This window comes from Burkholderia sp. Se-20378, from assembly GCF_017104665.1.
Taxonomy (GTDB): domain Bacteria; phylum Pseudomonadota; class Gammaproteobacteria; order Burkholderiales; family Burkholderiaceae; genus Burkholderia; species Burkholderia lata.
Genome location: NZ_JAAGPG010000215.1, coordinates 1 through 13,856, shown reverse-complemented (window position 1 = coordinate 13,856; position 13,856 = coordinate 1). Strand labels below are relative to the sequence as shown.

The window sequence follows — 13,856 nt, the reverse complement described above, 5'->3', positions numbered from 1 at the left end:
GCGTTCGACGCGCAGAGCTGGGCCGGCATGAACCCGCGCGCCCGCAAGGCGGTGCTGCAGCGTTGGGCCGCGCTGATGCGCGAGCATCGCGACGAACTCGCGCTGCTCGAGACGCTCGACACCGGCAAGCCGATCGCCGATACCACGGCGATCGACGTGCCGGCCGCCGCGCATTGCGTCGACTGGTATGCGGAGGCGATCGACAAGGTCGGCGGCGAAGTCGCGCCGGTCGACCATCATCTGGTCGGGCTCGTCACGCGCGAGCCGATCGGCGTCGTCGCGGCCGTCGTGCCGTGGAATTTCCCGCTGCTGATGGCCGCGTGGAAATTCGCGCCGGCGCTCGCGGCCGGCAACAGCGTCGTGCTGAAGCCGTCGGAGAAATCGCCGCTCACCGCGATCCGTGTCGCGCAGCTCGCGTGCGACGCCGGCGTGCCGCCCGGGGTGTTCAGCGTCGTGCCGGGCGGCGCGGAGCCGGGCAAGGCGCTCGCGCTGCACCGCGACGTGGATTGCATCGCGTTTACGGGGTCGACGCGCACGGGGCAGCAGATCATGGCGTGTGCCGCGCAGTCGAACCTGAAGCGCGTGTGGCTCGAACTCGGCGGCAAGTCGCCGAACATCGTGCTGCGCGATTGCCCCGATCTCGACCGCGCCGCGCAGGCGGCCGCCGACGCGATCTTCTTCAACATGGGCGAAGTGTGCACCGCCGGATCGCGGCTGCTCGTGCATCGCGACATCAAGGACGCATTCGTCGCGAAGCTGGTCGATGCGTCGCGGCGCTTCGCGCCCGGGCATCCGCTCGATCCGTCGGTGACGATGGGGGCGATCGTCGATCGCACGCAGCTCGATCGCGTGATGGGGTACATCGGCGCCGGACGCGACGAAGGCAAGCTCGTCACGGGCGGCGCGCGCGTGCGCGAGGAGACGGGCGGGTTCTATGTCGAGCCGACGGTGTTCGAGGTGAAGCCGGACGCGAAGATCGCGCGCGAGGAAATCTTCGGGCCGGTGCTGTCGGTGATCGTGTTCGACGATGTCGACGAGGCCGTGCGGATCGCCAACGACACCGAGTATGGACTGGCCGCGGCGGTCTGGTCGGCCGATCTCTCGACCGCGCATGCGGTGGCACGACGGCTGCGCGCGGGCACCGTGTGGGTCAACTGCTATGGCGACGGCAGCGATGACATGAACTTCCCGTTCGGCGGCTACAAGCTGTCGGGCAATGGCCGCGACAAGTCGCTGCATGCGCTCGACAAGTACACCGAGCTGAAGTCGACGGTCGTGCGGTTGTAGCCTGGGGCGGCGCGGCACGCTTGCGGCGTGCCGCGCGATCCCGTGCGCGGATCAGTGTCGATCGTCGCCCGGCACGAACAGCCGCGGCTGCGCGGCATTCAACGCGTCGTCCGCTTCAGGCTGCCACGGAAAGATCCCGTTGCGGTCCGGCCACAGCAGCTGGACGCACGGGAAGTCGTCGTTGCCGTAGAACCAGCGGTTCCAGCCGAGATGGGCTTCGTAGTGGGCTTTCCCGACCGGCATGAGGAGCGCGTTCGCGTTGGCGTAGACGGATGCGGTGACTTCGCCGACCGGGGGCGGCGTGCCGGACGCGACCATCCGGTAGACGTCCCACAGCACGTCGTGGACGACGCGCGCCGGCAACGAGAACACGATGATTTCCGGAAAGCCGTGGTTGACCCACAGCCCGGTCGTGAACGAGAACCCGGGATCGTCTCCTTCCGCAAACACTTCCGTGCGGAACCATCCGTGCTGGCGAATCTGGTTCACGAATCGCTGCTCGGCTTCGTCGAGCACCGAATCGGGCGCGTCGAGCGCAGTGGCGATATCCGGTCGCGTGGTCATGGGAACTCCGAGGATCTGCGTCGGGCGGCAGGAAGCCGGGTGATGGCGGCCGGCCGGCGGGGAAGCGATCGCGGCCGAATCCGCCGACGATCGCTGCGCCGCCATGTTGCCACAGCGGTTCCGCCTATTGCTCCGCGCCTTCCGCGTCGGCCGTTTCACCGAGGAACCCGCCGCTCTGGTGCGTCCACAGCGCCGCATAAATGCCGCCAGCCTGCAGCAGCTGCTGGTGCGTGCCTTCCTCGACGATGCGCCCTTCGTCGAGCACGATCAGCCGGTCCATCGCCGCGATGGTCGACAGCCGGTGCGCGATCGCGATCACCGTCTTGCCGTGCATCAGGCCGTCGAGGCTGCGCTGGATCGCGACTTCGACTTCGGAATCGAGCGCACTGGTGGCCTCGTCGAGCACGAGGATCGGCGCGTCCTTGAGCATCACGCGCGCGATCGCGACGCGCTGCCGCTGGCCGCCCGACAGCTTCACGCCGCGCTCGCCGACCTCGACGTCGTAGCCGCTGCGCCCGTGGCGGTCGCGCAACCGGTCGATGAACTCGGACGCTTCCGCGCGCACGGCCGCGTCGTGCATCTCGCGCTCGGTCGCGTCGGGGCGCCCGTACAGCAGATTCTCGCGCATCGTCCGGTGCAGCAGCGACGTATCCTGCGTGACCATCCCGATCGCGCTGCGCAGGCTGTCCTGCGTCACGTGCGCGATGTCCTGCCCGTCGATCCGGATCGTGCCGCCGCCCACGTCGTAGAAGCGCAGCAGCAGGTTCACGAGCGTCGATTTGCCGGCGCCCGAGCGGCCGATCAGGCCGATCCGCTCGCCGGGCCGGATCGTCAGGTTCAGCCCGTCGAACACGGCACGGTCGTTGTCCTCGTGCGCGAACTGCACGTTGTCGAACACGATCCCGCCGCGCTGCACCGCGAGCGGTGTCGCATCGGGCGCGTCGACCACGCTGTGCTTCTTCGTCAGCGTGTTGATGCCGTCCTGGATCGTGCCGACGTTCTCGAACAGCTCGGTCATCTCCCACATGATCCAGTGCGAATAGCTCGACAGGCGCAGCGCCATCGCGATCACGGCCGCAACGACGCCCGCGCTCACTTCGCCGTGCATCCACAGAACCAGCGCGAGGCCGGTCGAGCCGACCAGCAGCAATGTCGACAGCAGGTGGTTGACGACCTCGAACGCGCTGACGAGCCGCATCTGCGCGTCGCCGGTCGCCTTGAACGCTTCCATCGCGCGGCGCGCGTGGTCGGCTTCGCGCCGCGTGTGCGAGAACAGCTTCACGGTCGTGATGTTCGAGTACGCGTCGGTGATGCGGCCCGTCATCAGCGCGCGCGCATCGGCCTGGCGGCTGCCGACGGCACCGAGGCGCGGCACGAAATACGCGCATGCCAGGCCGTAGCCGAGCGCCCACAGCGCGAGCGGGATCATCAGCCGCCAGTCGAAGCTGGCCGCGAGCGCGAGGATGCCGATCAGGTACGCGGCGACGCCGATCACGACGTCGACCGACATGAACAGCGCATCGCGCACCGCGAGCGCGGTCTGCATGATCTTGGTCGTCACGCGGCCCGCGAATTCGTTCGCGTAGAACGACAGGCTCTGGTCGAGCATCAGCCGGTGAAACAGCCAGCGCAGCCGCATCGGGAAGTTGATCGCGAGCACCTGGTGCTTGACCATCGTGTGCAGCGCAATCAGCAGCGTACTGCCGGCGAGGATCGCCGCGAACCCGACGAGCGTGCCGAAGTGCCGGCCGCCGAACTCGGCCGGCGTCGCGGACGCGAGCCAGTCGACCACGCGGCCCATCATCGCGAACAGCGCGGCTTCGTACGCGGCCAGCGCGGCCGACGTCAGCGCGATCAGCAGGACCCAGCTGCGCGCGCCTTTCGTGCACGCCCAGACGAACGAGAAGAAACCCCGCGGCGGCGTGACGGGATCTTCGAGCGGGAAAGTCGGCAGCCGCCGTTCAAACCACGAAAACATTGAAACCTCTCCTTGATGCGGCCACGCCGACCGGCGCGGCCCGTATTGCCCGTTTCATGCGCGACGCCGACAAAGGCATCGCCGTGCTGCACACGTGTTCACTGCGCCCGGATCCACGCTTCGATCGGGCCGAGCGTGCCCGGTGCATACGCATCGCGCCCGAGCGCCGTGTACAGCCACTGCTTCCACGTCGGCCAGTCGGACTCGAGCTGGTAGTCGAACCAGCCCGCGCGCAGCAGCGCATGCGTTGCACCGGGCACGACCACCACGCGCCGGTCGGGCTGGTTCGCGAACGCATGCGTGTAAGTGTTCGCCTCGTCGACCGGATCGACATTGCGGTCCTGCGCGCCCCACACGGCCAGCACGGGCCCCTGCATGGTCGCGAGCGCCTGTGACGCGTCTTCCAGGTAGTTGCGCGCGATGAAGCCGAAGCGGCGCGGCTCGATGTCGGGGCGGCGGCGCGGATCGGCCGGCATGTCCGCCTGGCCGAAGATCGCGTCGTTGTCGCGTCGCTCGGCGGCCAGTGTCGCATCGATTCGATCCGGCTGCATGCCGGTTGCCTGGAGTTGCTGTCGCGTGAGGTAGGTGCCTTGTCGGCGCCAGCTGACGGCGCCGCCGACGATCACCGAGAACGCGGGCCGCACCGCATTCGCGACGCGCGGAATCACCCAGCCGCCTTGCGAGAAGCCGAGCAGGCCGATTTTGGGCGCGGGCCCGACGGCGGCGCGCACGCGCGCCATCGCGGCGATCGTTTCGTTCGCGCGATCCTGCATCGATTGCGCGAGCCAGTCGCCGCCGCTGCGGCCGGTGCCCTGCTTGTCCCACGCGAACACGCCGATGCCGGCGTCGAGCAGGCTGTTGACGAGCGGCAGCATCGCGTCGTCCGAGAAGCGCGTGCGCGGCCCGTCGCCGTGGACGAGCAGCACGATCGGCGCATCGGGCGCATGGGCCGGCAGCGCGAGCGTGCCGACGAGGTCGGCGTCGCCGGCGCGGAACACGAGCGTCGATACCTCCGCGCCCTTCAGCTCGAAATCGGACAGGCCGCGCAACGCGACTGCGCCCACTGCGGCGAGCAGGACGAGCGCGATGCCGGCAATGACGATACGTTTCAAAAGGCCCTCGGAGCGGTGGCGTGAGCGGAGGTCGCAGGCGGCACGGACACGATGTCTTGACGCCTGCGGACGTCGTCACGATAATAGATCGACTAATCAGTCTAATAAATATTCGAGTGAACGTCTAGCACGGAGTGCCTGTTGAGAAAGATCGACCCTGAAAGAGTGGAAGCGAAGCGACGCCAGATCCTGGATGCCGCGATCGACTGTTTTGCGCGCGACGGCTTCCATGCGACGTCCACGGCCGCGATCTGCAAGGCGGCCGGCATGAGCCCCGGCAACCTGTTCCACTATTTCCCGACGAAGGCGGCGATCATCGAGGCGATCGCGCAGGACGACCAGCGCGAGATGGCCGAACTGTTCGCGCGGCATGCGGACGCCGACGACGCGCTCGCAGCGATCGAGGAGATCGCGCTGACGTTGATGGAACTGTCGAGCGATCCCGTCTATGCGCGCATCTGCGTCGAGACCGCGGCGGAGGCGACACGCAATCCGGACGTCGCCGCGCTGTTCGCGGCGAACGAGGCGCACGTGAAGGGGCGGATGGTCGCGCTGATCAAGCGCGGCGTCGCACAAGGGAAGATCGACGGCAGCCTGAAGCCCGATCTGGTCGCGACCTGGCTGCTCGCGCTCGCGGAAGGGGCGGTCGGGCGCGTCGTGTTCGAGCCGGGATTCAAGCCGCGCGCGCACCGGGCGATGTTGCGGACGATCATTCAGCGGATGCTGAAGCCGCAGTAAGGGTGGCGAGGCCGTCACGACCAAGTTTGGAAAGTTGATAGGGGGACCGGCAACAAGCGCTGGAAATCGCAGCCGATCTGAAGGCCCGCCGCCGTGAGGGCCTTGTTCCGAGCGTGTCGCTTCCCGGCCAGCATGAGACGTTTGTGATAGGCCACGGACAGCCGCCTCACAGCGTAAAGAGGGCACCCGTCTCGGATCCGTCGGATATTGCTTGGTCGGAACAAGCGGACCTCGGCAAACGTCGGTGCACTGCGCCCGTTCACCCGGCGCGGGATTCAGTTGATGCTGGGTGCGGGAGACATGACGCCGCTTTCCGGTTCGCCCGCGGCTTATCTAGCAGGCGGCTTTACGGCTGTCGGCACATAGCTGAAGTCCCATTGTAGATAGCTGCTCGCGGTAGCGAAGCGGCTTTGATCCTCGCGGAATCCAGCGATCTTGAGCGGTTTTTTCGAGGATGTACTGCGCACCCCTTGAATCCCATCCTCGGGCGCGATAATCGGTTCGAAGTCTTGCCCCGTGATTGGATCCGGATAAAGCCTGCGCAAGTACCGGCGCACGACAGGGTAGCGCGGATCGCGCAACAGATCCGTCAGTCTGTCGGGATAGGGCCGTGTTCCCGCTGGCGTGCTTTCCGAATACTGCTGAATCGCCTGGGCTTGCAGCAGCTTCAGCACGAGCGTTTAATAATTCGCCACTGGGTAGTTCAGCCGGGTTCGAGTTCAATCGGGCGGGATTTTCTGACGATTCGGGCTATCAGACGGCCGGTGTTAATGTGTACCGGCGGCCGCGTGACGAGGCGCTTTTGGAAGGCGGTGGCGGTACTGGTTTTGGGGGGCCGACGAGTGGTGGCGGGTCGTTGTCTGCACGGGGGGCGAAAGTGCTGCGGCAGCCGCGGGACGTCGTGCCCACAGTCACTATGGCACGGCGCTGGGAGACGGCTTCGATACGAAGGTGACGCTGCCGAGCGGAAAGCGCCGGATGCAGTGAATTGGGGGACCAGAGAGGTCCGCGAGTTGAAGCCCGATAATGCTCGAGCTGTTGCGCGTGGAAAGCGACAAGTTGAAGGCTATCGCAAGGAACTTGAAGTCGTCACTGGTGAGTCTTGGAGGTCAGTTGTGGATGTCTATCGGGCAAGTAAGCGATGAAGTCAAACGAATTCAAGCAAGGCATATTTGAGTCTCTCATGCAATGCGGTTTCATCCGGCGAAGTAATTTAATGTGCTTTTCTGGAAATGGAGCAAAAATTGCAATCGGAGTGGAAAAGGGTTTTGGTCAACAGTGGTTTGTTAATGTGGGATTCTGCCTTGACCGGATCGGAACCGATGAAATAAGCCGCATCGAACAGTCGCACATGTACTTTCGGCTCGACCGTTTGTTTGCACAGCATCGTGAGTTGATCGTCGGGGCGGGGGCGCTTGACGATATAGGGCAGCCCAGGGAATACGAAGTATTCCTCGGTCTACTGGCAAGTGACGTTGGAGAGGAGTTGAAGCGATTTTCCAATGAGCAAGCGATTGCCGATGCATATCGTGCAGGAAGGTTTCGGGAAGGCCTTGTTACCAAGTCGGTTAGAGATTTACTTTCTTCTCCGGCTTGAATTTTCCTGGCAACCGCGGGGCGCATCACTGAAAGGTGCATCAGTAAGGCGTGATGCGCTATCAATGGCGCGCGCCTGGAGTTTGCTCATGACAACCAGGGCGCGCTGTCCCGCAAGAATCACCGCTTCACGAGCAGCACCGAGGACTGAACTGGCATACATACGTCAGGAACAACCCCGTCAATCTGGTCGATTCGGCTGGAGAGCGCCCAGTGTCCGAGACAATCACGGAAGTCATCATGAGGGAGTGCGTACCTGGACAATTCGCGAAGCAAAGCATCAAAGCCCGTTGGCCCCGAGCGACCGCTGAAGAAACGAGAGCCATCACCGCGACAGGCAAGGAAAGCGGATGCCGAACCTGGCGCGCCCCGCATCGCGCCCTTAAAAATCTCCTTGACTGTCTATCTATGAGTAGATAAAGTTCGTTCCATGGAAACGAAACCGACCGTCCGCGAACAGATTCTCGACCACGCGATCACGCTGATGATGCTGCGCGGTTACAACGGCTTCAGCTATCGAGACCTGTCCGACCTGGTGGGCGTGAAGACGTCGAGCATCCACTACTACTTCCCGTCGAAGGACGACCTCGTGCTGGAAGCGGTGTCGGTCTACAGCGACGACGTCCTCTCGGCCATGCGGGCGATCGATCCGGCGCTGCCGGCCGACGTGAAGCTGAGCCTGTACACGAAGATGTTCGGCCGCACGCTCGGCGACGGCAACATGATCTGCCTGTGCGGGATGCTGGCGGCCGATATCGAATCGTTGCCGGAGAACGTGCGGCAGGCCGTGCAGGCGTTCTTCAAGGCCAACGAGAGCTGGCTCGCCGAATTGCTGGCGCAGGGCGCGAAGGAAGGCACGCTGCAGTTCAGCGGCAAGCCCGACACGGCCGCGCGTACGTTGTATGCGGCGTTCCAGGGCAGCGTGCTGGCCAGCCGGCTGTTCCACACGCGGGCGCGTCTCGAGGATGTCGAGGCAGTCTGGAAAACGCGGTCCTGACGGACGGCGCAAGCAGTCAGGCGGTTCGCCGCCTTTTGTTGGGCCATGATGTCTATCTGGGAGTAGATAGATTTTTTGAGCAGGTGGATCAACCACCTGCATTTTTTGGGGATGTTTATCTATCTATGAGTAGATAAACAAGCGCGACACCGGCTGCCCGACAGCCGGCAAGCGGTCCCGGGTTGGAAGGCTGTTTCACTCACTGATTGAAAAGGAGTCTGTCATGTCGATCGAAAAAGTGCTGTACCGCGCCCATGCAAAAGCCACCGGCGGCCGTGACGGCCGTGCGACGGTGCCCGAAAGCGGCCTCGACCTGAAGCTGACCACGCCGCGCGAGCTCGGCGGCGCGGGCGGTGCAGGCGCGAACCCCGAGCAACTGTTCGCCGCCGGCTACAGCGCGTGCTTCATCGGCGCGATGAAGTTCGTCGCGGCCCGCGACAAGATCGCGATGCCCGCGGATGCCGCGATCGAAGGCAGCGTCGGCATCGGCGCGATCCCGAACGGCTTCGGCATCGAAGTCGAACTGAAGATCTCGCTGCCGGGCCTCGATCGCGAAGTCGCGCAGACGCTGATCGATCGCGCACACCTCGTGTGCCCGTACTCGAACGCGACGCGCGGCAACATCGACGTCACGCTCACGCTCGCCTGATCGTACGTATTGCGAAACATTCCCCGTCACATTGTCATTCACCGATTGAGCCAAGGAGTTACACCATGAAGATCGTCAAGCCGCTGCTGATCGCTGCCGCCGTCGCCGCTGCACTGTCCGCCACGACCACCGCGTTTGCCGCGGGCGCCGGCGCCGAAGCCGTCCGGCCGGATGCGACGACGAGCGCCTTCCTCGCCGCGTTGAACGGGCAGAAAGGCCCGGGCCTCGAAACGCTGAGCCCCGCGAAGGCGCGCCAGGTGCTGGTCGATGCGCAGAACGGCACGAAGGTCGACCTGTCGGGCATCGACGTGTCGAACCGCACGATCGATCAGGACGGCTTGTCCGTGCCGGTCACGATCGTCCGCCCGCAAGGCGCGACGGGCGCGCTGCCGGTGTTCGTGTTCATTCACGGCGGCGGCTGGGTGCTCGGCGATTTCCCGACGCACGAGCGCCTCGTGCGCGACCTCGTCGTGCAATCGGGCGCCGTCGCGGTGTTCGTGAACTACACGCCGTCGCCGGAAGCGCATTACCCGGTCGCGATCAACCAGGCGTATGCGGCGACGAAGTGGGTGGCCGCGCACGGCGCGGAGATCGGCGTCGACGGCAGCCGCCTCGCGGTGGTCGGCAACAGCGTCGGCGGGAACATGGCGGCCGTGGTGGCGCTGATGGCGAAGGACAAGGGCGGCCCCGCGATCCGCTTCCAGGGGCTGATGTGGCCGGTGACGGACCACAACTTCAACACGGGGTCGTACAACGCGTATCAGCAAGGGCACTTCCTGACGCGGCCGATGATGAAGTGGTTCTGGGACGCCTATACGAAGAACGAAGCGCAACGCAACGAGATCTACGCGTCGCCGCTGCGCGCGAGCACCGCGCAGCTGAAGGGCCTGCCGCCCGCGCTGATCCAGGTCGCCCAGTTCGACGTGCTGCGTGACGAAGGCGAAGCGTACGGCCGCAAGCTGGACGCGGCCGGCGTCGACGCGACGACCACGCGCTACGACGGCACCATCCACGATTTCGGCCTGCTGAACGCACTGGCCACGGATGCGTCGACGAAGGCCGCGACGAAGGCGATGGCGAACGAGATCGCGACGCGGTTGAAGTAAGCAAGGGCTCGACCGCGCGCCGCACTTGAGGCGATGCGCGTGCGAAGACTCGGCGGCGGGCAGATGCCCGCCGCTTTTGCATGCGGCCGGCGGGCGGGATGCGAAAGCGCCGCAGCGTGCCGGCGACTATCCCGCGTCGGCCCGGCGCGGCTGTCCGGGGGCCTGCGCATGCAGCAGGCGTGCCATCGCCGCGCGCAGCTTGTCGCTCGGCACCGGCTTGTGCAGCAGCACGAACCCGCCGTGTTTCAGCCGGCCGGGCCGCCGTACGGTCGTGTCGCCCGTGATCAGCATCGCGGGAATCGCCGTGTTGTACTCGTCGCGAATTCGCGCGATCGCGCCGATCCCGTTCTGGTCGCCGTGCAGGTGCAGGTCGCAGATCAGCAGGGTCGGCCGTACGTCGCACGATGCCAGGCACGCGATCGCGTCGTCGACCGACGCGGCCGTGACGACCTGGTAGCCCCAGCGTTCGAGCAGCATCGACATGCCGGCGCGGATCGCGCTTTCGTCGTCGATCACGACCACGAGGTGCGCCGCGGCAGTGGCCTCGTCGACGGCGATCTCGTCGGCGGCGACGCTCGGCTGCACGGCCGTGTCCAGCCGCACCAGCTGCAGCTCGAAGCACGAGCCCCGCCCGGGTTCGGAGCGCAGCGTCAGCGGACAGTCGAGCAGCCCCGCGAGGCGCCGCACGATCGCCAGCCCGAGGCCCACGCCCTGTTCGGATTCGCTGCCGCGATGGCGCAACTGGTAGTAGTCGTCGAATACGCGGGTCTGCTGGTCGGCCGGAATACCGCGCCCGGTGTCGATGAATTGCAGGCGCACGTGCTGGTGCGTGCGCCTGCAGCCGACGACGATGCGTCCGGTGTCGGTATAGCGCACCGCATTCGACAGCAGGTTGCGTGCGATGCGCTCGATCAGCACCGGATCGGAATCGACGACTGCGGTGCTGCGCACGTACGATAGCGACAGGCCTTTCCCGTGCGCATCGGCGGCGACTTCGCGGCACACGCGTTCCAGCACCGCGCCGATCGCGAACGGCCGGCGATGCACGGGCACGACGCCCGCGTCGAGCCGCGAGATGTCGAGGATCGCGGTGAACAGCGCGTCCATCGCGTTGACGGACTGGTCGATGCGATCGACGAGCAGCGTGCCGTCGGCCGGCATCGGGACGTGCCGCAACGCGCCGACGAACAGGCTCAACGCGTGGACCGGCTGGCGCAGGTCGTGGCTCGCTGCCGCGAGAAAGCTCGACTTGACGTGCACGGCCTCCGTCGCGAGATCCTTTTGCCGCCGGAAGTTCTCGGCCAGCTGCGCGGCGCGCTGGCGTTCGCGTTCGGCGATCCGCTGTGCGCGGATCAGTTGCAGCTGCATCTCGATCTGGTCGCGGAATTCCTCGACGAGCCGGATGTAGCGCTCCGAATACGCATTCTCCTTGCAGTCGAGCAGGCAGATCGTGCCGAACGGCGTGTTGTCGGGCCAGCGGATCGGCAGGCCGAGATACGAGACCATGTTGACGCGCAGGTCCGGATTGTTGCGCCACTGCGCCGATTGCCGCGCATCCGGCACGATCAGCGTATTGCCGCTCTCGATGACCGCTTCGCAGTAAAGTCCCGAGCCGTGCAGTTCGGCCGATTCGCCCGGATAGAACGGATTGCCGGTGTTGCGGCTCGCCACCAGCACCTGGATGTCGCGGCCGACGTTGCGCATGATCAGCCCGGCCGGCACGCCGACGATTTCCGCCATCAGGTCGACGAGGCGCTGCCAGCGCGCGATCACGTCGGCGGCGAGGTCGAACGGGACTTCATGGTCGGCCGGCGCTTCGGGCGTCTCGTCGACACGCGTCATGCGCACGCTCCTCGAACGGGCGGGGAAGATGAGGGAAATTTAGGCGTTCCGCGCCGGCAAGGCAATGTCGAGACGCGAGCAGGCGCCGGATCAGTCGGATCAGATGAGGCCGGCCTTCCTGCCGGCCGCCGCGGCCTGGGTGCGGTTGATCACGTTCAGCGCCTTGAAGATCGCGGTGATGTGCGCCTTGATGGTCTTTTCGGACAGGCCCAGCTTGTCGGCGATGACCTTGTTCGGCACGCCTTCCGCGAGATAGCGCAACACTTCGATCTGGCGTTGCGTCAGCATCGAACCGCGTGCCGCAGCGGCGCCGTCCGGATGCTGCAGCGCGGGGTCGTCGAGCACGAGCGGCGGGACGTAACGCTCGCCGTTGAGTGCGATCCGGATGGCGGACAGCAGCGTGCGCGGGCTGGCGGATTTCGGCACGTAACCCATCGCGCCCTGCGCGAACGCGCTGCGCACGGCGCCGGGATCCTCCGACGACGACAGCACGATGACCGGGAGCCCGGGGCGCATCGTCGCGAACACGGCGAGCGCGTCGAGGCCGTCCATGCCCTGCAGCTTCAGGTCGAGCACGATCGCGTCGAGGTCGGCGTGCGCGTCGAGCAGCCGCACCGCGTCATCGGCGCTGCTCGCCTGGACGACGACCATGTCGCCATCGCCCTGGCGCAACAGCATCTCCACGCCGTCGCGCAGGATGGCGTGATCGTCGACGATCAGGATTTTCATGAGGACGGTTAAATAAGTAAAGCCGGGACCGGCCCGGCAAGAATGTACCGGATTGTACAAGACGAAAGTCTTAATACTAAAGTCGTGTTTATCCGGCAATTGTCTTGCGTCTAACGTCGCGTTTACATTCGGCGAAATATCGCCGAGACTCAATCACGACAGTTTGCAATGCAGGCTGTCCCGGGCGCGCGGTGCGACGCATCGCGCGGCATCGCTGCAATGCGCATGACGACACGTGCGGCCGTGCCCGTATTGAGTGGCGGCGCGATGCACGCGCGCCATGCGCGTCGGATCGTCATGATCGATTTCGCACGTTCGCATCAGACAAAAGAAATAACGGTTCGTAATATCCGGATTATCGGCACGCAATTTGACGGCGAATCATTGATCCTGATCGCGCAGGAATCGAGGTGAACGATGAAGGTTGCCAACGACAGTGATGCAATGTGGGAATTGAACATGTCTTATCTGTGGCTCGCGCAGCGACTGCTGCAGTCGGATCGCGCATCCGGCATGTTCCGCCTGGGCGTGACCGCTGACGTTGCCGCCGCGCTGGCCGCGTTGTCGATGAAGCAGATGAACGACCTTGCATCGGCGGGGCAGCTGATCTGCGCGTTGCGGCCGAGCCGGTATGGCGTGCTGTCGGCATTGACCCGCGCGACGCCGCCGGTCGATCTCGTGCGCGTGCATACCGCGATGGCGCTGGCCGGCCTCGCGCTTCCCGACGAGGAAACATCGTGAGCGGCCGGGCCGGGCGGCATGGCCTCGCGGACGACGCGCAGCTGACGATGCACGCGGCGACGCTGATCCGGTTCGGCGCGCGGCTGCAGATGCTGGAGATCGAGTGCGCGCTGCCACGCGAGCATCTCGTGCGCCTGTATCGCGAAGTGCGCGGCGTGGCCGCACCGAAGGGATTGCTGCCGTCGTCCATCGACTGGTACATGACGTGGCTCGCGAACATTCATGCATCGCTGTTCCACAGCATCTACCGCTTCCTGCGCAACCAGGCCGGCTGCCCGCGACTCGAGGCGCTCGTCAAGGCGTATACGCTGTACGCCGAACACGGCGATCCCGCGCGTCACGCGCTGCCGCTGGACCTGACACGCGCGTGGATGCTGGTGCGTTTCGTCGATGCGGGCGTGCTCGACATCGCCCGATGCCGGGATTGCGGCGCGGCGTTCATCACCTACCGCCACGCACTGCGCCGGCATCCCGTCTGCGTCGCCTGCCGGCTGCCGGCGCGTGCCGGCAAGCGCGC

At 65.7% G+C, this 13,856-nt stretch carries 16 protein-coding genes; 10 read left to right on the top strand and 6 right to left on the bottom strand.

What is annotated here, in order from left to right; translation table 11 throughout:
• A partial coding sequence (locus tag G3N93_RS21650) for an aldehyde dehydrogenase (protein WP_206133920.1) occupies positions 1-1,287 on the top strand: 1,287 nt, incomplete at its 5' end.
• 51 nt (positions 1,288-1,338) lie between these two features.
• Here G3N93_RS21650 and G3N93_RS21645 read toward each other — a convergent pair.
• The 3 genes from G3N93_RS21645 to G3N93_RS21635 form a co-directional block, all read right to left on the bottom strand.
• The gene (locus G3N93_RS21645; protein WP_206133919.1) at positions 1,339-1,851 is read right to left on the bottom strand and encodes a DUF4262 domain-containing protein; all 513 of its coding nucleotides are present in this window, start codon (positions 1,849-1,851) and stop codon (positions 1,339-1,341) included.
• 124 nt (positions 1,852-1,975) lie between these two features.
• A complete protein-coding gene (locus G3N93_RS21640; protein WP_206123489.1) occupies positions 1,976-3,829 on the bottom strand; it encodes an ABC transporter ATP-binding protein in 1,854 nt (617 codons plus the stop codon).
• 98 nt (positions 3,830-3,927) lie between these two features.
• Entirely contained in the window at positions 3,928-4,941 is a 1,014-nt protein-coding gene (locus tag G3N93_RS21635; protein ID WP_206133918.1) for a S9 family peptidase, read from the bottom strand.
• Between the two features lie 141 nt (positions 4,942-5,082).
• Here G3N93_RS21635 and G3N93_RS21630 point away from each other — a divergent pair, with 141 nt between their 5' ends.
• Positions 5,083-5,679 carry a TetR/AcrR family transcriptional regulator gene (locus G3N93_RS21630; RefSeq protein ID WP_174945721.1) on the top strand — a complete coding sequence of 199 codons (597 nt, stop codon included), beginning with the start codon at positions 5,083-5,085 and terminating at the stop codon, positions 5,677-5,679.
• A gap of 329 nt (positions 5,680-6,008) precedes the next feature.
• Here the strand turns inward: G3N93_RS21630 and G3N93_RS21625 are convergent, their stop codons facing one another.
• On the bottom strand, positions 6,009-6,353 hold the full coding sequence (locus G3N93_RS21625; protein ID WP_206133917.1) for a hypothetical protein: 345 nt from the start codon (positions 6,351-6,353) through the stop codon (positions 6,009-6,011).
• A 96-nt stretch (positions 6,354-6,449) separates the two neighbouring features.
• Here G3N93_RS21625 and G3N93_RS42495 point away from each other — a divergent pair, with 96 nt between their 5' ends.
• The 5 genes from G3N93_RS42495 to G3N93_RS21600 all read left to right on the top strand — a co-directional run bounded on the left by G3N93_RS42495 (position 6,450) and on the right by G3N93_RS21600 (position 10,027).
• A complete protein-coding gene (locus tag G3N93_RS42495; RefSeq protein ID WP_374196493.1) occupies positions 6,450-6,824 on the top strand; it encodes a hypothetical protein in 375 nt (124 codons plus the stop codon).
• Positions 6,821-7,276, top strand: coding sequence for a hypothetical protein (locus G3N93_RS21615; RefSeq protein ID WP_206133915.1), 456 nt, complete (start codon positions 6,821-6,823; stop codon positions 7,274-7,276). Before G3N93_RS42495 ends, G3N93_RS21615 begins: the two co-directional genes overlap by 4 nt.
• A 429-nt stretch (positions 7,277-7,705) precedes the next feature.
• Positions 7,706-8,272: a TetR/AcrR family transcriptional regulator gene (locus G3N93_RS21610; protein WP_011350357.1), complete on the top strand. Its 567-nt coding sequence runs from the start codon at positions 7,706-7,708 to the stop codon at positions 8,270-8,272.
• A gap of 223 nt (positions 8,273-8,495) precedes the next feature.
• Positions 8,496-8,921, top strand: coding sequence for an organic hydroperoxide resistance protein (locus tag G3N93_RS21605; RefSeq protein ID WP_174943220.1), 426 nt, complete (start codon positions 8,496-8,498; stop codon positions 8,919-8,921).
• A 65-nt stretch (positions 8,922-8,986) separates the two neighbouring features.
• Positions 8,987-10,027 (top strand): alpha/beta hydrolase, encoded by a 1,041-nt coding sequence (locus tag G3N93_RS21600; protein ID WP_206133914.1) that lies wholly within the window; start codon positions 8,987-8,989, stop codon positions 10,025-10,027.
• A 126-nt stretch (positions 10,028-10,153) separates the two neighbouring features.
• Here the strand turns inward: G3N93_RS21600 and G3N93_RS21595 are convergent, their stop codons facing one another.
• The gene (locus G3N93_RS21595; RefSeq protein ID WP_206133913.1) at positions 10,154-11,869 is read right to left on the bottom strand and encodes an ATP-binding protein; all 1,716 of its coding nucleotides are present in this window, start codon (positions 11,867-11,869) and stop codon (positions 10,154-10,156) included.
• Between the two features lie 99 nt (positions 11,870-11,968).
• Positions 11,969-12,598, bottom strand: a complete 630-nt coding sequence (locus tag G3N93_RS21590) for a response regulator transcription factor (protein WP_011350353.1) — start codon at positions 12,596-12,598, stop codon at positions 11,969-11,971.
• A gap of 168 nt (positions 12,599-12,766) precedes the next feature.
• Here G3N93_RS21590 and G3N93_RS21585 point away from each other — a divergent pair, with 168 nt between their 5' ends.
• The 3 genes from G3N93_RS21585 to G3N93_RS21575 all read left to right on the top strand — a co-directional run.
• On the top strand, positions 12,767-13,012 hold the full coding sequence (locus G3N93_RS21585; protein ID WP_206133912.1) for a hypothetical protein: 246 nt from the start codon (positions 12,767-12,769) through the stop codon (positions 13,010-13,012).
• Between the two features lie 3 nt (positions 13,013-13,015).
• Entirely contained in the window at positions 13,016-13,339 is a 324-nt protein-coding gene (locus G3N93_RS21580; RefSeq protein WP_041492522.1) for a flagellar transcriptional regulator FlhD, read from the top strand.
• On the top strand, positions 13,336-13,856 hold a 521-nt coding region (locus G3N93_RS21575), incomplete at its 3' end, for a FlhC family transcriptional regulator (protein ID WP_206133911.1). The genes G3N93_RS21580 and G3N93_RS21575, both read left to right, overlap by 4 nt.